Here is a 17457-nt window from a genome sequence, read left to right as displayed (position 1 = left end):
TAACCGTCTCGGCATGGATCTCTGCTCTCTCCGTCATCTTTGCTCGCCAATCGCTCGTGCTGCTGAGGCGAGTCGCAGAGGCACTGCGCATACTTGGACGATGCGCTTGATTCTCATCATTCCCTCCCCCCTCTTCCTGAAACAGGATCCTGCAGGACTCTGCTTAAGACAAGCCAGATGTTGTAAATTAAAGACATTCACATTGTATCTTCATTGTCCAAATAAGGGACGGCAGAAGCCCCGGTCAACAAAGTGTTGGAACTTCCGCTAAGGCGGATGGAAGATCAAGAGGCTATTTGCTCACTTAATTCAAAAAATGTGGAGCGATAACACTCCACAAAACGCAGCGATCTGCATTTCTATTTATGTCCATAAAAACATAACTCCTTCTAATTTAAGTCATGCAGGCCATCGGATCAATTCTTCTCCAGATGGAAGCTTCCATGTAGACTCCAAGCGACACCAATGCCGACGCAAATTCGCGGCGAAGATCGCGATGCGCGCGTTGGTGCTTCATGTCGCGTTTTTTGGAAATTCCGGCGGAGGAATTCTCGTCGGGATAGCAAGGGGGAGGGAAGCTGTGACGGGGCAGCTTATTAGGGACATTCTTACGACATTACCAACGCTTTCGGTTTCTCAGATCCAGGAGCTCCATACGGCGATCCATGCGATGCAGGCACCGCAGCCCAGCGAGACTCCCCAATGCGATCTCAGCATACCGTTGCAAATGCTCGAGAGCGTAGATCATGAAGAATCCGGCCGCACGTTCACGCACGTCGAAGGTTCGGCGCCAGTTCGCATCTTTCACCCCGTCACGCTGCGGCGCCTTGCGCTACGTCACGGGAAGGTTGGTGCCATCGTTGCCCAAACGACTGCCCAAGACGTTGCCTCGGCTGTCGCCGATACTACCGCTGTCCATCGCGACGCCAGCCGCTCTCCTGCCGCGGCACGGCCTGACTGCGAGACGAATAGCGTGTCCATCTCTCCGGCACCGGATCACGCTCCCGTCACGCCTGATGTGCGACGTCTCACGGAACGCCAACAGGTCGTGCTCGCCCTGTTGCTGGAGGGCTTGCCCACTAAGCTCATCGCTCGCCGCCTCGGATTGACGGTGAACACCGTCAAGGAACATATCTCCGCCATCCTGGGACGCCTTGGCGCCCGGACGCGCGCACAGCTTTTATCGAAGACGAAGCCATTCCGCGCAGGCGATACCGTCCCATCTGTCTGCTCAATAAGCGACGTGCATGATCAACCTGTCGACGCAGAACAAAGCGGCACCACGATCGAGCCGAAAGCTCTCGGCCTCACAGACCGTCAAGGTACCGTGCTGCTCCATTTGCTCGATGGTTTATCCAACAAGGTAATTGCGCGACATCTTGGTTTAACGGAAAACACCGTCAAGGAACATGTTTCAGCCATTCTTTGGCAGCTGGGTGCGAGCACACGACTTCAGGTAATTTCCAAGTTTCGACAATTCGGCGTCGCTCCACAGCCGCCTGGACCTATCGACTTAATGTCAGCAAAGCGTATTCAATAACAAATTAACGCATCGCCTTCTATCACCCCCCTCCTATGCGGGGTAATAGGTTGTTGTACTCGCTGATCTGCCCGGCGCATCCTTTTGCTCGGCACATCTCCTTTTCCTAATTACGGCTTTCGGCGGCGTACGCTCTGGTCGTCGGACCTATGCGCATCACCATTGATCTCGCCACGATCCTCCTGCTTCACAATACCTCGACTTTGGCGGGCGCCATTGGCATCCTGAACACGCGCCGGAAAGCCGCTAAGCCGAGAGGGCTAGCCATGCTGGCCATTGCGTTCTGCACATTGGCCGTTGGCGCCACCCTCTCCTCCCTGGGGGAGCAGGCTGCCCTGCCTCCATGGCTGTGGGCGCATCTTGGTCTTCTGCTCGGCACCGCGGGCTACGTGCTGGTCTGGGGCGGCATGCGCTGCGTGAGTGGGCGGCGCAGAATCCATCGCTGGCTCATGCTCTCCGTCCCCGTGGGATGGTTCCTTGCCGGGATCATCACGCAGTTTCCACTCGTCGACAACCTGCGAGCCGGCGCCTACCATCTCAATGCCGTCTACTTCCTCGCTGCCGCGGCCGTCGAGCTCTGGCGAGATCGGCTCAGTGATCCGCTCCCCGCGCGGCTACCGCTGATTGCCTGCCTGGCAACCAGTGCGGCAATCGACGCGGCTCGCCTCATCTTCCTTGCTGGCGGTATCGCCACATTTTTTGACCCGGCCACGGCCCTCTTCCTGCAGATCTTCTGCAATTTCCTGATCGCACTCCTCGTGATAGGCCTGGTCAATGAACGCACCGAGGCGGCACTCCTGCTCGCCGCGCAAACCGACAGCCTGACCGGCGTCGGCAATCGGCGTTGGTTTCTCTCCCGCCTGCCGGCCAAGGCGCTCTCTGGTAGCGCCATCGCTGTCCTCGACCTGGATCACTTCAAGGCAATCAACGACGGTTTCGGCCATCCTGCGGGGGACCAGGTGTTGGCCGCCTTCGCCAGAACCGTTCAAGGCAGTCTGCGCGCAAGTGATGCCTTCGCCCGCTTCGGGGGCGAGGAGTTTGCGCTCTATCTGCCCAAAGTCAGCGCGGACAAGGCCATGGAAATCGCGGAGCGGTTGCGAAAGCGCGTCGAAGCCATGGCCATCGACGCGGCCGGAACACAGGTCCGGGTCACGGTGAGCATCGGCGTCGCATGGGTCGACGCCGGCGACAAGCACTGGGACCAGTGGATTCAGGCCGCGGATCGTGCCTGCTACGTAGCCAAGCAGGCAGGCCGGAATCGCGTGGCGCGGCACGTTGGCGACACGGCTCACCGATTGCGGCTTGAGGTCACTAACCGGGCTTTCGACTAGGCCGCGCAGCCGTCGCCTTCCTTCTGGAGATCTGGAAACCGTCCCGCCTAGCTTTCGGCAGCAACCCGCACCGCGCGAGCATCCCCGGATCCAGCCGGAGCGTTGCCAGCAGCGCGCGGGCGAGCTGCTGTGCAGCAAGACGTTGCGATATGGAAAGGCGTTGCCCAGCAATCCGGGCATCGACATCGTCGCGGATCCCATTGGGACGTCGCCCCTGTTACAGGCCGTAACGCTTAGGAGGAGCAAAACAGCCAAGGCCATCGCAATCGAGAGGAACGCAGCCGACACGGGCACGAAAGCTGACACGGCCCTCTGGTCGAAAAAGCTCCTGATGTGTTGTGGCAACATTCCAACCGAATAGTTGATGAACTCTCCTGCCGCTGAACGTCTGTCGGCGTTGTAGCGGGGGTTTCGCGGGTCACAGACTTTGACTTGGCTCGTTGCCGAGCCAGCGGTTTCGGTCTCGCGGCCACGCCCGTTCCAGGCGTGTGCGCATCGATGAGAACAATCGACGCGCTGTTCTGGTCGCGCTGCATCATGCGCCCACAGTGCGGGCATTGATGCATGCGTTGTGCGAGGGGCTTGGGAACGATTTCCCAGCAATGCGGGCAATGCCGCGACGGTTTGAGTTGGCGCGTGTTCGACACATGCAGGCGCGTACCAGCTTCTACCGCTTTGTACGCGAGCATTTGATGCGCCAACCGGGAGGATCTCCCGGTTCAGGCCCGCCTTTTGCCTCACCCGCCGGCCAGCCTGTTCCTGTGTGCCTTTGGCCGACCGGGCCATATTCTTGGTCTTGAGTTCCTCGGTCGCGAGCGTCGCGCAGGTCGACACCATGCGGGACGTTTGCTGATGCAGAAATTCCTTGCGCAGGTTGCCAATACACTCATGCAACTTCGCCGCTTGTCTGCTCAGTCGCTTATAGCGCACCGAGCCCTTCTTTTTCTTTGCCCGCTGCCGCTGCAGGGCCGCCAGGCGTGGCAACTCCCGGTGCAGGAATCGCGGATTCGCAACCGTCTCGCCGTTGTCGAACGTGGACCAGTTACTCACGCCGAAGTCCACGCCGCGGTGCTCGTCGCTCACGCGAGCACGCGCACAGGCCAGTCGGGGACGCGCAGCGTAACCGATGCATGCCACGCTCCATTCTTGCGCGTGGTCGTCAGATCGTTTGGCTTGGCATCATCGCCGAATCGATGCTGGCCGCGTGCGCGTATCGACATGGCGGCCTTGCCGCTTCCAAGGCGCAACGTGGCGCCTCGGCCCCTGTACTGCATCAGCTTCCAGTCGGCCGGGTCGGGATAGCAGAAGCCCGAGAATCGGGCGCTCGCTTTGAAGCGAGGGAACCCTGGCGTCTGCCCAGCTTTGACCGGACGAAAGAAAGCCTGAAACGCACGATCAAGCTTGCGAAGCGTTTCCTGCAGGGCGTGACTACCGAGCTCGACGAACTCGGGACGATCCGCCGTGACCGCGGGAAGCACGTTCTGCTGGTCGTAATAGCCGATGGACTTCCCGGCTTTGCGATACGCGTCGATGCGCTCTTCGAGTGCCGCGTTATAGAGTTGCAGTGCAAGCACACCCACGTCGCAAGCTGTTCGGCTTCGCGAGCGTTGGGATACAGTTCGAAGGTGACGGTCTCGGATTCCGTCTAAGCTTTGGATGCATAGCGTGTTATTACAACTGGGCGGTTGGTTACTCGCGACGCAGTGAAGCCTTTCGTCATGGCCCTAGGCCCGCTTCGGCGGGCCTTTTCTTTTGTGCGCCAAGGGATTGCATTGTCCAACGCGAACAGAGGACATCTCTTTTACGCTGGGAATATACAGAAAACGCGGTGTATTAATCCCCCAATAAGCGGGAATATAAGACCCATCAGATCACCTATGCTAGATTCGTCGCCAGGCTCCCCGTCTTGGTCGACGCTCTCGTTAAGTCGCCGATCCTAGGACGGCGACTTTTTTTCGTCAGTCATCCCAGCCTCAAATGCAACGTGTCGCCCTCGGTCCGCAGGACTGGCTCCTCAATGCCGCGCGCAAGGAGCGAAGGCGTGTGCAGGTCTATCTGGTATCCGGTGCCAGGTTGCTTGGCACGATCAAGTCGTTCGACAACTTTGTCGTGCTGCTTAACACAAATGGCGTCATGCACGCGATCTACAAGCACGCGATCACGTCCGTCCAGTTGGACGACCCTGGCGGTCTGGCGCGCAAGAGATCCGAAAGCGATCCCAAGGCACCTGTCGTGGTCGTGCGAAAGCACCGTCCGACACGGAACTGACCGCTGACATATCTCGATTGCGCAGAATTTATGATTTCTGCGCGCATTTTAAAGCTGCGCCGCTTGCAAGGCCTTGCGCTGCGGACGATAGTTTCCGCTCGCTCCCCAGCAAGATCGACATGCAGCCAGATAACCAGCCGGTTCGAATTTCGCTCGAGGAATTGAGGGCGTTCGCCTCAGTACTAACCGACGGCTCTCTGCTCAAGCAGGCTACGTTGCGCGTGATCGCCGAACAAGACGATCATCGCCGCAATCAGGAGGCGAAAGCGCTGGAGCTGCACATGCGGCCCAACTAAGCAGACAAGACGTGCCGCGAGGACCTCTCGCACAAATGGAGCCGGCTATGCTATTCGCAGCTGCTACCGCATGCACACTCGTACTTCTGATTGCCCTGGTTGGCGTGGTCCGCTGGATCGTAGAAAATGACCCGATCCTGCGCGACGATTAAGAGGCGGCAGGATCGGCGGTAGCTGGGCACGCAACTTGTCTCGGGCTTAGCCTCTGTGCTTTGGCGAGCCGGTATAGAATCGAGTCCGCCAACCTCCGGCATCTGAGCACCAGCCCAAAACGTGCTATATCCTTCTTCTGTTTACTATCACCAACGCACATGCCAGTGCCACCTTCATCCTCTGTCGAAGCTGCGCTCATCAAGTATGTAGGGTCATGGGTACGGCGCCTGGCGCGAGGAGACTGGGACGCCGTGACGGCGCTCATTGAGATACCTAATCACTACGGGGTGCGTTGGACCGCTTCGGACGTTCGTCGAACTCTCACTGACTATGGCAAGGGCGTCGAGCCCACGGTTACTGACCCTCGGACGATGGATCATGAACCGCGCGCTTCGGTAGTCGCGTTTGATGACGGAACAGGTTACGCGGTCGACTACGACTTGCCACTCGACGGTGCTTGGAGCGACATCACTGCCCAGTTCGAGTTTCTGCTGTCCGGCGACAAATACCTAGCCACGCTGCATGACGTGCATGTGCTCTAGTGTCTGGACGATCCCGGAGGCACCGGTACCGCCGCCTCCCGACGAGCAGGCGACCATCTTTGCCCGCCTGAACGGCCGCGAGAGGCCGTCAGGCATCCCTGCGCAAGGCACCGGGCCGCAACTCCTTCCTCGACAGGCATAGGCCTCCTGACGATACTCATTTGAGCTATACTAATTACTCAAATGGAGCATGTCATGGTTGCCACAGTCCAAGCCAGAATCAAACGACCCAGCCGCGCAGCCCACCTCGGTATTCGCGTCAGTGACTTTGCAGCAGTCCACGAGGCAAGCCAGACCGCTCAAGGTGCCTTAGACGTCATTCGAATCATTAGGGCTGGTGTGCCGGCTACGGACGTTTCCCACCTTGCGCAGTTAATGGGCACGACCAAAGAACATCTCATCAAGACACTCGATCTTCCTCGAGCGACGGTGGATCGGAAGGCTAAGGCGCATCAAAACCTGTCCAGCGAGCAGAGTGAGCGAGTGGTTGGAATGGCGAAGCTGGTTGGGCAAGTCCAGGCCATGATTGAACGCTCTGGTGATCCTACCGACTTCAACGCGGCCCAATGGGTGGCTCAGTGGCTCGATCAGCCCTCTCAAGCATTGGGCGGCCAACGCCCGGCGGAGTTGATGGATACCGTGGCCGGGCAGGAAGTCGTCTCCGACCTGGTCGCGAAGATGCAGAGCGGAGCCTACGCTTGAGGACCGTCTGGCGAATCGCGACGGACACGCCCGACTACACGGCCGACGACCGCAGTGGCGCTGGAGCCAAGGCAACCGGCGGGCGCTGGAACCGACAGGGCACCGCGCTGGTGTACTGCGCATCCAGTATTGCCTTAGCGTGCCTCGAGACACTAGCGCATCTGGGCGCCGCGAGTCTTCCCCTGAATCGGTACCTAGTTCGGATCGAGATTCCCGATGACGTCTGGGCCGCTGCGTTGCGGATGACGGCCGCGACCGCACCCGTCGGCTGGGACGCTATCCCTGCGGGGAAAACAAGTTTGGACGCTGGCGAGGCGTGGGTGGCATCGAAAGAATCGGCAGTGCTCGTCGTGCCGTCGATCGTAGTCCCGGAGGAACTCAACGTCCTCATCAATCCGGAGCATCCGCACGCCGCGCTAATCTCCTATGCAAAGCAGCGGCGTTGGCTCTACGACGCGCGGCTCTCTTGAGAAAAAAGCCCGCGTGTGCGGGCTTTGTTTCGGCTCTGCTCCCTCACTCAATAGGCGCAGCCGGTCGTCAGCGTCCCGCTAAGCGTGCCACCGATCCACCAGTATTGATTTCCGCTTATCCAGGAATTGCCGGCCATCGCCATGGCCTGTGCGGTCCAATAGGAGCCAGAATCGATGGCTGTAAACCACACGGCCCGGATCGGCTGGGCGAGGTAGCCCGTGACCAAGGCACCGGCGCAAGCCCCGGAGTTCAGTCCGGGGTAAGCCGGGAATTTGGGAGTTAGTGAGGGGTCTGCTGCTGCTCAATGTACTGGCGCAGGATATCCAGTGGAGCCCCGCCGCACGACGCCGCGAAGTAGGACAGGGACCAAAGCACGCCCCGCCGCTTGCGCCACGGATGGAAGTCCCCGAACTGCTGCCGCAGCAGTCTGCTCGACACGCCCTTGAGCGATGCGACGAGCGCTGATCGGGCGACCTTCGGCGGGTAGTTCACCAGAAATTGGACGTGGGCGCGCCATCTTCTTCTCTTGTCGACGTACTATATGGGAATGGAAACCGTAAAGACACTGAAGCTGCGCATCAAGGACAAGCACGCGAAGGCGATACTTGCGATGGCGCGCGACGTGAACACGGTTTGGAATTTCTGCAATGAAACCCAGTATCGCAGCCTGAAGCGTTACTGCAATCGCCCGAAGGTCTGGCTGTCAGGGTTCGATCTTCAGAAACTCACAGCGGGCTTCAGCAAATGCGAAGGCGTGCGCGTCGATTCCCGAACGGTTCAAGAGACGTGCAAGGAATTCGCGACGCGGCTCAAACAGTTCAAGCGCCAGAAACTCAATTGGCGCGTGAGCAACCGCAAGTCGCCGAAGTATTCGCTCGGATGGGTTCCGTTCAAGGGCGAAGGCATCAAGTACAAGAACGGGCAACTGCACTTCAATGGTCTTCAGATCGGCCTGTGGGACTCGTATGGCCTGTCGATGTATGAGCTTGGCGCGGGCAGCTTCAACGAGGACTCGCGCGGGCGTTGGTACGTCAACATCGCTGTCAAGGTGGAGGTCGAAGAAAAACGCGTGCCGGATGGCTCGGACGTGATCGGCATCGATCTTGGTCTGAAGACCTTGGCGACGTACAGCGACGGTGAGAAATTCGAGCCTAAGCGCTTCTATCGCGAGTCCGAGCAAGCGCTCGGCATCGCTCAACGAGCGAACAAGAAGCGCCGCGTGAAGGCAATCCACGCCAAGATCGCAAACCAGCGCAAGGACGCCATCCATAAGGAAACATCGGCGCTGGTCAAAAGACATGCAGGCATCTTCGTAGGCAACGTGAACGCGAAAGCGCTGGCAAAAACGAGTATGGCGAAGTCCGTACACGACGCCGCATGGACCACGTTCCGGACACAACTCAGGTACAAGGCCATCAGGCAATGTGTGGTGTTCGCAGAGGTCAACGAAGCGTTTTCAACCCAAACGTGCTCGTGCTGCGGAGTCATATCCGCGAGCAGTCCGAAAGGTAGCGCCGGCCTTGGAATAAGGCAGTGGACGTGCTGTTCGTGCGGGTCGGTCCACGACCGCGACACGACCGCGGCCCGGAACATTGCCCGCCTGGGACTTCAGGCGCTCGCTAGAGGAATCCCCGGGGTTTAGCCCGGAGAGGAAGTCAACGTGTCCCAATTTTCATACCGGCCCGCCAGGACAAGCGACATAGCGCGTTGCGTGGAACTTTTCCAGCAAGGTGGCGCGCGCGGTGCCCTGCTGGATGAAGCATTGCTGACGCAGTTGCTGAACGAGCATGTCCTTGCCATTGCCTGTGTGTTTGAAGAGCGCACGTTTGACGGCGCGGCCAAGATTTGGGGTTGTGGTTTCAGCGCATTCGTCACCCCCGAGACTGCCGCGCTGGCCTGCCGCGGTGAGATTCCCAATCTTGTCGACACGCTGCTGTATTCGCACCGGGGGCCGGCCCCAATGCTGCTCAACCGAGTGCAGCAGGCGCGCTTCAATGTGGCCGGCCAAATGCACGTGGTCATGCTCAACTTCGTCATCGATGACTCACCACAAGCGCCCGTCACAGAGATTGACGTGGTCGCCAACAAGGCGTTCTTGGAGACCCACAGCGGTTATGGCTTGCGCACCTATTTCATGGCGCTGAGCGACCATGAGCGCAAGACGCCGATGCTCCGGCAGTCGGCGATGGCGATGGGCTGCAAGATCGCGCCAGCACCTGAGCACGCCACAGCACATGTGTATTTCCTCGAAGAAGATATGTTCAAGCAGCATCCCTTTCATGCGCTGCGGATGCTGTTCCTCCGTCGCCCGCCACGCATCGGCCTAGCCCCCGCGCAGCAGGACCAGTTGGCCCTGGCCCTGCGCGGTTGCACGGACGAGGAGATTGCCGCCGAACTGGACATCACCTGGAACACCGTTCGCAAGCGCTGGCGCGCTATTTTCGAGCGCGCCGATCGAGCGCTGCCTGGCCTGCTCGGCGATATTGCCGTGGCAGGACCTGGCACCGTTCGAGGTGCCGAGAAACGCCGTCCCCTGCTGAATTTTCTGGAGGCGCATCCGGAAGAGCTCAGGCCCTGGCCAAGCGTACCCTGAGCGCACCTCCGTTTTTTCACGCCAAAGGCCTTGGGCCCATTTTGGGGTCTTGTGGCATATATCCCCCGTCAATAGCATCCCTCTGACATGGACTCGATGTGGCGAATCCATGTCAGGCGCCAGGCCTGCATATTAACGATACCGAGAAGGGGGAGCCGTCATGAATTACACAAAAAACCGCCGCACGCTGGCGCTAGCGCTGGCATTGTCACTGGGCCTGGCCGCCTGTGGTGGTGATGGCGATGGTACTAGTGCTAGTAGTAGTGATGGTGGTGGTGGTGGTGGTGGTGGTGGTGGTGGTGGTGGTGCTGGCAGTGGCAGTGCCGCAACGCCTTTCGGCCTGGTCAGCAGCACACCCGCCAATGGCGCCACGGGTGTCGCGCGCAACGTGCAGCCCGCTGCTACGTTTAGCCAGAACCTGAATGCCGCCAGCGGCAGCACCACGACCGCGCAGCTTCTCAGTCCGCTGGGCCTGCCGATCCCCGTCAATGTCAGCGCGAGCGGCACCGCCTTGACCCTGAAGCCCGTGGCCGGAGCCCTGCCCGGCAGCACCACCTACACCCTCAAACTGGCTTCCAGCCTGCAAAGCGCCTCCGGCGCCATGCTGGGCAGTGCCCTATCCTCCAGCTTTTCCACCATCGCCCAGCAGTGGAGCGGGGTGACTCAGGTCAGCGACCCGCTGGCAACCGGCGGCGCCTATTTCCCCGCCCTGGCGGCGGATGGCGCCAGTAACATCACCGCCGCCTGGGTCCAGGACAACGGTAATCGCTTCGTGATCAAGGCTAGCCGCTACAGCGGTGGCAGCTGGAGCGCCCCGGTACAGGTGGACAACCTTGCCGTCACGGGCAACGCGGACTCTCCCGCCCTCGTGGCGGACGCCGCCGGCAACGTGACCGCCACCTGGCGCCAATACAATGGCACGCGCGACATCGTCAACGCCAGCCGCTACAGCAATGGTGCCTGGAGCGCACCGGTGCAGGTCGACAGTCCCGTTGCCACCGGCGCTGCCTATTCGCCCCAACTGGCGGTGGACGCGGGCGGCAACGTGACCGCCGCCTGGCGCCAGCTCAACGGCCCGCGCACCATCGTCAATGCCAGCCGCTACAGCAACGGCGCCTGGAGCGCGCCGGTGCAGGTCGACAGCCCCGCTGCCACCGGCAGTGCCGTCGACCCGGCCCTGGCGGTGGACGCCGCCGGCAACGTCACCGCCGCTTGGTACCAGAACAACGGCACGCGCCCCGTCATCAACGCCAGCCGATACAGCAATGGCGCCTGGAGCGCGCCGGTGCAGGTCGACAGTCCCGCTGCCTCCGGCAGTGCCTTCTGCCCAGCCCTGGCCGTGGACGCCGCCGGCAATGTCACCGCCGCTTGGTGCCAAAACAACGGCACGCGCACCATCATCAATGCCAGCCGATACAGCAATGGCGCCTGGAGCGCGCCAGTGCAAGTCGACAGCCCCGCCGCCACCGGTGATGCCACGACTCCCAGGCTGGTGGTGGACGCCGCCGGCAACGTGGCCGCAGTCTGGCCCCAGATCAGTGGCGCCCGCACCATCATCAATGCCAGCCGCTACAGCAATGGCGCCTGGAACGCCCCGGTACAGGTGGACGACCCTGCCGCCACGGGCAACGCGGACTCTCCCGCTCTGGTAGCGGACGCCGCCGGCAATATCATGGCCGCCTGGTACCAAAGCAGCCCGCGCTATATCATCAATGCCAGCCGCTATAGCAATGGCGCCTGGAGCATGCCGGTGGAGATCGACAGTCCCAACGCCACCGGCTCGGCCTCCTTCCCGGCGCTGGCCGTGGATGCCGCCGGCAACGTGACGGCGGCCTGGATCCAGGCAGGTGCGGCGCACTTCGTGATCAACGCCAGCCGCCTGCAATGAGCGTCGGCACTACGCGCGCGGGGTAGGCTGCACCTCATGTGCTCCAAGGAGCCGGCATGTTCACGCGTGCAAGGACGGCTACGCTGTCCGCGCTATCCTTCCTCCCCCTGAAGGGGGAGGGTTGCCGCGCACTTGCTCAGCGCGCCGCTCCAGTCCAACTCTCGACTGCGGCCTTAACCTTTGGCCAATAGGCATCCCGGTACTCCGGCGTCTCCGAATAGTAGGCGCCAACGGCCAGCCAGGAGTTCCCATAGCGGTCGATCTTCTTCCTATATAGATAGGCTGCGACCATCACGTTCGTGCAAGGCACCATGAGTTGCGCCGGCGCAATCCCGAACCGTTTGAGCTCGGCCAAGTGCACGCTGTTAATCTGCATTGCACCGTAGTCGATCGATCCGTCCGAGTTGCGACCTATGCTGTCGGCGCGAAAGCCGGATTCGACGAAAGCTATGCCGCACAGAACATAAGGGTTGACGCCGTAACGCGCGGCCGCCTCGTCGAAGCAGGAGGCTTGAGCCGGCCCAGCCGCAACGAGACCAGCTTCAACCAAAGGAGGGCGGGACGTCGTGGCCTGCCGCCCATCAGTTCGGACAAATCTGATAGGTCACGCCGCCCCAAGCCAATGCGTAGGGTCCTCCATCGTTCCATGCGCCCCATTGGGTTGCCACCCCGCCCGGACGGAAACCCCGCGCGGCCATCACCGAGACCATCGCGTTATACATCGATCCCCCTGGGGAGAGCTCCGAATAATTGGGCCAATCCGCTCGCCCGGCTATCGTCGCAATTACGATTTGGTCGCCACCCCACGCGAATCGCACAGTTACCGACGCCGGCTCCGACGAAAAGTCTGAAGCCCATCCGACGATACTAATGTACTGGTTGCCCGAGTAGGAGCACGCTGGCGGCGGTGGCGGTGGGATATAAGCGGTGTAGCACGTCCCTACCCCGGGAACCCAGGTGGAGCCGCCGCCTTGGTTCGTGGCATATAGGCCGTGGTTGCCGCAGTTGTCGGGGAGCGGGACGTACTTCTTCACGCAACGCATTATGCCGTTGGCACCCAATTGCCATTCATCCCCCGGCCTGCAGTCCGCTACAGTGAAGGGCTTTTCCGGAAGGGTAATGAGTTCGGCCTGTGCCGACCCTACGCTGACGAGGGTGGCCGAGGCCACGAGTGTAAGTTGCAATAGACGAGGGTTCACGACGGCTCCGCGATGCAGGTGTTGATGGGGTAAAGGAGCATGACCATCGGCCCCGATCCTGATCGGAGTATGCAGAGAGAAATCGGTCACACGAGTTCGAAAGCGGGCCTATTGGAGTACGGATTCTCCCGCTCTATCCCATTGCAAAGACGGGAAACTCTGGTATCCCCTCTGATGTAGGGAGTTGGCTCTATCCAATAAGGCGAAAGATCGTCGCGTGCTAGAGTTGCGCAGAAGAAGACACGAGATAAATTGAGGTCGTGCATTGCCGCACGAACCCATTAGTCGAGGTCAATTAACTATGAAGAAGTCAATCGTATGTTTGTCCATTCTTGCCGCGCTGTTGGGGTGTGGCGGCGGTGGCGGCGATAACTCAGCTAGCAACACTAGCCAACCAACTACGCCGTCGACACCGACCACGCCCCCCGTAGTCACGACGGATTCGACAATCGCCGCGACCGCGCCGGCGGGCACCTACACGGACGCCGATAAGCTAGCGGCGTACAATTATCTCAATGCACAACGCATTGCGTGCGGCTTCGGTGCCCTTAAGCAGAATGCCGCGTTGGACCAAGCAGCGCAATCGCATGCCAAATATGTCGCACAGAACATTGATGCTGGGCGAGCCGACGCATACAGGCATGCCGAGAATCCGGCCTACCCTGGCTTCACGGGCGTCACTCCGTTGGACCGAGCGAACTTTCGGTCTTATGGTGGCCCAGCCGTTGGGGAAGAGTTGGCCGCTGCAGGCCCTGCACTGTTTGTCGTCCAAGGCCTCCTTGGAACAACGTATCACGGGCTAGGGCTACTACGCGGCGAAAGTGACGTTGGCATTGGCAGTTCGCCATCATCGTCCATGAACTTGCCAATCGTTACTATGGAGATTGGGCTGCATTCGACAGCCGAAGTCCAGTATTTAGATTCGAAGACCGTAGCAACCTTTCCGTGCGATGGTCAGACGAGTGTGACCACAACACACGGCTCTGAGGTTCCAAGCCCGATTCCAGGCCGCGATTTCTCAGCAGGCACAGCACTCAAGACAATCCTCCTCACGAGCGCGACGGACCCGAACAAGATGCTGTCCAGCAACGTCGCAGCACTGATCCCCGATGCTCCGCTTGCGGCCAAGACGACCTACACGGCGAAGCTGGTTGGCACGAACAACGGCCAGCCGATCAATAAGACCTGGAGCTTCACGACGCAGTGAGCGATGGTTCCGCATTTTGGAAGGCCCGCTTCGGCGGGCTTCTTCATTCCGGCCGCGGATCGCGATGCACCAATTATTCAAATAACGAACTTGATATGCGCTTTGCGCAGAATCTTTGTCATGAGAAAGTCGATCGTACATCTGTCCATGCTTGCTGCGCTGTCGGGATGCGGTAGCAGCAGCGGTGTATCCCGCGGGCTAGTTGCTGGGGCCCAGCTTCCCCGGACGGAACCTCGTCCGCATCCATCGGTTCTACAATTTCCGATGCAACCATACTCGCTTCGGCGCCTGAGGCAACCTACGCCGACTCCGACAGGCGGGCCGCGTATGACTACCTAAACTCTCTGCGCGTGCAATGCGGCTTCGGCGGGCGTATCCAGCGTGTTGCGTTGGACAAGGCAGCGCAGGCCCACGCCGAGTTTATTGCTGCCAATCTGGACGTCGGCCGTTCGGATGCCTATGGGCATACTGAGAATCCGCCATATCCCGGTTACACAGGCACCCTCCTGCTCGACTGAGCCAACTCGTACTCATATGGCAGCATTGGCGTCGGTGAGAATTTGGCCGCCGAACCCTCTGCGCTGCAGGCCGCGCAGGTCCTGACTTCGGTCACCTACCACGCGGTTGGGACGCTAGGCTTCGATCGCGAGATTGGGATCGGGAGATCCGAGCGAACGACGACCCTCGGTGTGCCGATCACCGTTCTCAAGGTTGGCTTCCGCTCGGCTTCCGATGTCCAATATTTGGATTCCAGGACTGTTGCGACTTTCCCATGCGACGGCCAGACTGGCGTCACGACGACCCATGGCGACGAAACGCCCAGCCCGCTGCCTGGCCGAAGTTTGTCGATCGATCCCGCTGGCCGAGTGATTGTCGCAGTCGTCCGTGTCCATCAAAATCTGTCCGTGTCCGAGTTCACAATCGCGCCAAGCGGCGGGGGACCGCTCAAGGCAACGCTGCTCACGAGCGCATCGGACCCAAATAGGCTCTTGCCGAGCAACGTCGCCGCGCTGATTCCAGATGCCCCTTTGGAAACGAGGACGATATATACGGCAAAGCTGGTTGGCACGAACAACGGCCGGCCCGTCACCAAGATCTGGAGCTTCGCCACCCAGTGAGCGGCGGTGCTTTGGATGGCCCGCTTCGGCGAGTCTTTACGACCAACTATAGGAACTTTCGAGATGCGCTTACTAATTGCCCTAATCCTGCCATGGCTCGCCTTCTTCACCATCGGTCGGCCATTCGCGGGGATCATCTGCTTGATCTTGCAGCTCACGTTGATCGGCTGGATCCCCGCGACGATCTGGGCCGTGTATTCGCTCAGCCAGTACAAGACGGACCAGAAAATCCAGAAGGCATTAGGCCAGAAAGGTATTTGAGAGCGATGTAGAATCCTGCGCTGCTGCGACAGCCAGTGCGTGTACTTGATGATCGGGGCTCAATGTTGTGTCGTGACGGTCTCGGATTCCGTCTAAGCTTTGGATGCGTAGCGTGTTATTACAACTGGGCGGTTGGTTACTCGCGACGCAGTGAAACTTTTCGTCATGGTCCCAGGCCCGCTTCGGCGGGCCTTTTCTTTTGTGCGCCAAGGATTGCAATGTCCAACACGAACAGAGTACATCTTTTTTGTGCCGGAAATATACAGAAAACGCGGTGTATTAATCCCCCAATAAGCGGGAATATAAGACCCATCAGATCGCCTATGCTAGATTCGTCGCCAGGCTCCCCGTCTTGGTCGACGCTCTCGTTAAGTCGCCGATCCTAGGACGGCGACTTTTTTTCGTCAGTCATCCCGGCCTCAAATGCAACGTGTCGCCCTCGGTCCGCAGGACTGGCTCCTCAATGCCGCGCGCAAGGAGCGAAGGCGTGTGCAGGTCTATCTGGTATCCGGTGCCAGGTTGCTTGGCACGATCAAGTCGTTCGACAACTTTGTCGTGCTGCTTAACACAAATGGCGTCATGCACGCGATCTACAAGCACGCGATCACGTCCGTCCAGTTGGACGACCCTGGCGGTCTGGCGCGCAAGAGATCCGAAAGCGATCCCAAGGCACCTGTCGTGGTCGTGCGAAAGCACCGTCCGACACGGGACTGACCGCTGACATATCTCGATTGCGCAGAATTTATGATTTCTGCGCGCATTTTAAAGCTGCGCCGCTTGCAAGGCCTTGCGCTGCGGACGATAGTTTCCGTTCGCCCACAGCAAAATCGACATGCAGCCAGATAACCAGCCGGTTCGAGTTTCACTCGAGGAATTGAGGTCGTTCGCCTCAGTGCTTACCGACGGCTCTCTGCTCAAGCAAGCTACCTTGCGCGTGATCGCCGAACAAGACGATCATCGCCGCAATCAGGAGGCGAAAGCGCTGGAGCTGCGCATGCGGCCCAACTAAGCAGACAAGACGTGCCGCGAGGACCTCTCGCACAAATGGAGCCGGCTATGCTATTCGCAGCTGCTACCGCATGCACACTCGTACTTCTGATTGCCCTGGTTGGCGTGGTCCGTTGGATCGTAGAAAATGACCCGATCCTGCGCGACGATTAAGAGGCGGCAGGATCGACGATAGCTCGTCGCGCAACATCGTAGCTTGGCGCGAAATCGCAAAGATCCCCTCTCGGGGGGAGTAGTTTCCCTGCCAGACGTTCCTCATAATTCGTCTTGAGCGGAGCCCCAATATGCAAGGCGCAACTGCAGCAGGATACGTCGTCGTTCTTCTCATTGTCTTCGTTGCCGGCGTCCGCTGGATCGTTAAGAACGACCCTATTCTGCGCGATGACTGAGCGGCGGCACGACAGGCGATAGTTGGACACGCGACCAGTGACTCGCGCCTCGCCTCTTCCCTTTTTAACTGGATCGTGCTGTGCGCAAGCTCTTCTCCTACGTGGTGGCCAATCTGGTCGTGTTAGTTCTGGCTGGCTGCCTCGTTCCCGAAAGATTCACGGCGGCGGTCACGGTCAAGCGGGACGGCACCTATACCTATAGATACGAAGGTACCGCGATGTCGGTGCCGGCCGCGATCAGGCTCAAGGAAGGTACCAGACTCTCGCCCAGCGACCTGCAGGTGCTAAAGCAGGACGCCGCACGAATGGCAGATATGCCCGGGGCACGCAAGGCGTTCTATGTTGGCGGAGGACGCTACGAACTCTCCGTAGAGCAGGATCTTCGGCCTGGCCAGCCATCGGAGGCCTTTAACTTCGTGACCGTCAAACGGGACAAAGACGGCGTGTTCACCATTGCGCCGGCGCCCATCAGCAAGGGGGATCTGGATGCG

The 17457-nt window shown here is 60.0% G+C and carries 18 protein-coding genes and 4 pseudogenes; 17 read left to right on the top strand and 5 right to left on the bottom strand.

Going from position 1 to position 17457, the window contains the following annotated elements:
* Positions 1 to 316: 316 nt before the first annotated feature.
* From AC07XB_RS38010 to AC07XB_RS38000, 3 genes and pseudogenes are all read left to right on the top strand, one after another.
* A pseudogene (locus AC07XB_RS38010) lies at positions 317 to 1123 on the top strand (helix-turn-helix transcriptional regulator); the annotation flags it as partial.
* Between the two features lie 153 nt (positions 1124 to 1276).
* Positions 1277 to 1540 (top strand): annotated as a pseudogene (locus AC07XB_RS38005) (LuxR C-terminal-related transcriptional regulator); the annotation flags it as partial.
* 149 nt (positions 1541 to 1689) lie between these two features.
* The gene (locus tag AC07XB_RS38000; RefSeq protein WP_494752833.1) at positions 1690 to 2871 is read left to right on the top strand and encodes a GGDEF domain-containing protein; all 1182 of its coding nucleotides are present in this window, start codon (positions 1690 to 1692) and stop codon (positions 2869 to 2871) included.
* 233 nt (positions 2872 to 3104) lie between these two features.
* Here AC07XB_RS38000 and AC07XB_RS37995 read toward each other — a convergent pair whose 3' ends face one another.
* From AC07XB_RS37995 to AC07XB_RS37985, 3 genes and pseudogenes are all read right to left on the bottom strand, one after another.
* Positions 3105 to 3560 (bottom strand): zinc ribbon domain-containing protein, encoded by a 456-nt coding sequence (locus AC07XB_RS37995; RefSeq protein ID WP_492833050.1) that lies wholly within the window; start codon positions 3558 to 3560, stop codon positions 3105 to 3107.
* Between the two features lie 145 nt (positions 3561 to 3705).
* Positions 3706 to 3921 (bottom strand): annotated as a pseudogene (locus tag AC07XB_RS37990) (transposase); the annotation flags it as partial.
* Positions 3922 to 3950: 29 nt separating this feature from the next.
* A complete protein-coding gene (locus AC07XB_RS37985; RefSeq protein ID WP_492833020.1) occupies positions 3951 to 4445 on the bottom strand; it encodes an RNA-guided endonuclease InsQ/TnpB family protein in 495 nt (164 codons plus the stop codon).
* A gap of 403 nt (positions 4446 to 4848) precedes the next feature.
* Between AC07XB_RS37985 and hfq (AC07XB_RS37980) the strand changes: the two genes are divergently transcribed.
* The 5 genes from hfq (AC07XB_RS37980) to AC07XB_RS37960 all read left to right on the top strand — a co-directional run bounded on the left by hfq (AC07XB_RS37980) (position 4849) and on the right by AC07XB_RS37960 (position 7302).
* A complete protein-coding gene (gene hfq, locus AC07XB_RS37980; protein WP_492833022.1) occupies positions 4849 to 5139 on the top strand; it encodes an RNA chaperone Hfq in 291 nt (96 codons plus the stop codon).
* 119 nt (positions 5140 to 5258) lie between these two features.
* Entirely contained in the window at positions 5259 to 5435 is a 177-nt protein-coding gene (locus AC07XB_RS37975; protein ID WP_492833024.1) for a hypothetical protein, read from the top strand.
* Positions 5436 to 5839: 404 nt separating this feature from the next.
* A complete protein-coding gene (locus AC07XB_RS37970) occupies positions 5840 to 6130 on the top strand; it encodes a DUF7668 domain-containing protein (RefSeq protein ID WP_492833026.1) in 291 nt (96 codons plus the stop codon).
* Positions 6131 to 6325: 195 nt separating this feature from the next.
* Positions 6326 to 6832 carry an Xre family toxin-antitoxin system antitoxin gene (locus AC07XB_RS37965; protein WP_492833028.1) on the top strand — a complete coding sequence of 169 codons (507 nt, stop codon included), beginning with the start codon at positions 6326 to 6328 and terminating at the stop codon, positions 6830 to 6832.
* The gene (locus AC07XB_RS37960; RefSeq protein ID WP_492833030.1) at positions 6829 to 7302 is read left to right on the top strand and encodes an RES family NAD+ phosphorylase; all 474 of its coding nucleotides are present in this window, start codon (positions 6829 to 6831) and stop codon (positions 7300 to 7302) included. Before AC07XB_RS37965 ends, AC07XB_RS37960 begins: the two co-directional genes overlap by 4 nt.
* Before the next feature lie 280 nt (positions 7303 to 7582).
* Here AC07XB_RS37960 and tnpA read toward each other — a convergent pair.
* A pseudogene (gene tnpA / locus AC07XB_RS37955) lies at positions 7583 to 7810 on the bottom strand (IS200/IS605 family transposase); the annotation flags it as partial.
* A 40-nt stretch (positions 7811 to 7850) separates the two neighbouring features.
* Between tnpA and AC07XB_RS37950 the strand changes: the two are divergent.
* From AC07XB_RS37950 to AC07XB_RS37940, 3 genes are all read left to right on the top strand, one after another.
* Complete coding sequence (locus tag AC07XB_RS37950; protein ID WP_492833032.1) at positions 7851 to 8945, top strand: RNA-guided endonuclease InsQ/TnpB family protein; 1095 nt, start codon at positions 7851 to 7853, stop codon at positions 8943 to 8945.
* A gap of 69 nt (positions 8946 to 9014) precedes the next feature.
* Positions 9015 to 9896 (top strand): helix-turn-helix transcriptional regulator, encoded by an 882-nt coding sequence (locus AC07XB_RS37945; protein ID WP_492833034.1) that lies wholly within the window; start codon positions 9015 to 9017, stop codon positions 9894 to 9896.
* Between the two features lie 160 nt (positions 9897 to 10056).
* On the top strand, positions 10057 to 11784 hold the full coding sequence (locus tag AC07XB_RS37940) for an Ig-like domain-containing domain (RefSeq protein WP_493688154.1): 1728 nt from the start codon (positions 10057 to 10059) through the stop codon (positions 11782 to 11784).
* 136 nt (positions 11785 to 11920) lie between these two features.
* On the opposite strand, the gene AC07XB_RS37935 is transcribed toward AC07XB_RS37940, so the two are convergent.
* Positions 11921 to 12334 carry a lytic transglycosylase domain-containing protein gene (locus AC07XB_RS37935; protein WP_492833038.1) on the bottom strand — a complete coding sequence of 138 codons (414 nt, stop codon included), beginning with the start codon at positions 12332 to 12334 and terminating at the stop codon, positions 11921 to 11923.
* Positions 12335 to 13284: 950 nt separating this feature from the next.
* On the opposite strand from AC07XB_RS37935, the gene AC07XB_RS37930 reads away from it, so the two are divergent.
* The 6 genes from AC07XB_RS37930 to AC07XB_RS37905 form a co-directional block, all read left to right on the top strand.
* Positions 13285 to 14190, top strand: coding sequence for a CAP domain-containing protein (locus AC07XB_RS37930; RefSeq protein WP_492833040.1), 906 nt, complete (start codon positions 13285 to 13287; stop codon positions 14188 to 14190).
* 560 nt (positions 14191 to 14750) lie between these two features.
* The gene (locus AC07XB_RS37925) at positions 14751 to 15308 is read left to right on the top strand and encodes a hypothetical protein (protein WP_492833042.1); all 558 of its coding nucleotides are present in this window, start codon (positions 14751 to 14753) and stop codon (positions 15306 to 15308) included.
* A gap of 63 nt (positions 15309 to 15371) precedes the next feature.
* Positions 15372 to 15569: a YqaE/Pmp3 family membrane protein gene (locus tag AC07XB_RS37920; protein ID WP_492833052.1), complete on the top strand. Its 198-nt coding sequence runs from the start codon at positions 15372 to 15374 to the stop codon at positions 15567 to 15569.
* A gap of 423 nt (positions 15570 to 15992) precedes the next feature.
* Positions 15993 to 16283, top strand: coding sequence for an RNA chaperone Hfq (hfq, locus tag AC07XB_RS37915; RefSeq protein ID WP_492833044.1), 291 nt, complete (start codon positions 15993 to 15995; stop codon positions 16281 to 16283).
* A gap of 118 nt (positions 16284 to 16401) precedes the next feature.
* Complete coding sequence (locus tag AC07XB_RS37910; protein ID WP_492833046.1) at positions 16402 to 16578, top strand: hypothetical protein; 177 nt, start codon at positions 16402 to 16404, stop codon at positions 16576 to 16578.
* Between the two features lie 468 nt (positions 16579 to 17046).
* Positions 17047 to 17457, top strand: a 411-nt coding sequence (locus tag AC07XB_RS37905; protein ID WP_492833048.1) for a hypothetical protein, incomplete at its 3' end; no start/stop codon positions are given.

The sequence above is a fragment of the Cupriavidus sp. GW821-FHT02F09 genome, from assembly GCF_059421605.1.
The sequence above is the reverse complement of the archived record's forward strand: the minus strand, read 5'-3'. Positions and strand labels throughout refer to the sequence as shown.

What these genes read in the sequence shown, in the direction of transcription:
- AC07XB_RS38000 (WP_494752833.1), top strand. Translation starts at nt 1,690, where the DNA reads ATGCGCATCACCATTGATCTCGCCACGATCCTCCTGCTTCACAATACC.
- AC07XB_RS37995 (WP_492833050.1), bottom strand. Translation starts at nt 3,560, where the DNA reads ATGCTCGCGTACAAAGCGGTAGAAGCTGGTACGCGCCTGCATGTGTCG.
- hfq (WP_492833022.1), top strand. Translation starts at nt 4,849, where the DNA reads ATGCAACGTGTCGCCCTCGGTCCGCAGGACTGGCTCCTCAATGCCGCG.
- AC07XB_RS37975 (WP_492833024.1), top strand. Translation starts at nt 5,259, where the DNA reads ATGCAGCCAGATAACCAGCCGGTTCGAATTTCGCTCGAGGAATTGAGG.
- AC07XB_RS37965 (WP_492833028.1), top strand. Translation starts at nt 6,326, where the DNA reads ATGGTTGCCACAGTCCAAGCCAGAATCAAACGACCCAGCCGCGCAGCC.
- AC07XB_RS37950 (WP_492833032.1), top strand. Translation starts at nt 7,851, where the DNA reads ATGGAAACCGTAAAGACACTGAAGCTGCGCATCAAGGACAAGCACGCG.
- AC07XB_RS37940 (WP_493688154.1), top strand. Translation starts at nt 10,057, where the DNA reads ATGAATTACACAAAAAACCGCCGCACGCTGGCGCTAGCGCTGGCATTG.
- AC07XB_RS37930 (WP_492833040.1), top strand. Translation starts at nt 13,285, where the DNA reads ATGAAGAAGTCAATCGTATGTTTGTCCATTCTTGCCGCGCTGTTGGGG.
- AC07XB_RS37920 (WP_492833052.1), top strand. Translation starts at nt 15,372, where the DNA reads ATGCGCTTACTAATTGCCCTAATCCTGCCATGGCTCGCCTTCTTCACC.
- hfq (WP_492833044.1), top strand. Translation starts at nt 15,993, where the DNA reads ATGCAACGTGTCGCCCTCGGTCCGCAGGACTGGCTCCTCAATGCCGCG.
- AC07XB_RS37910 (WP_492833046.1), top strand. Translation starts at nt 16,402, where the DNA reads ATGCAGCCAGATAACCAGCCGGTTCGAGTTTCACTCGAGGAATTGAGG.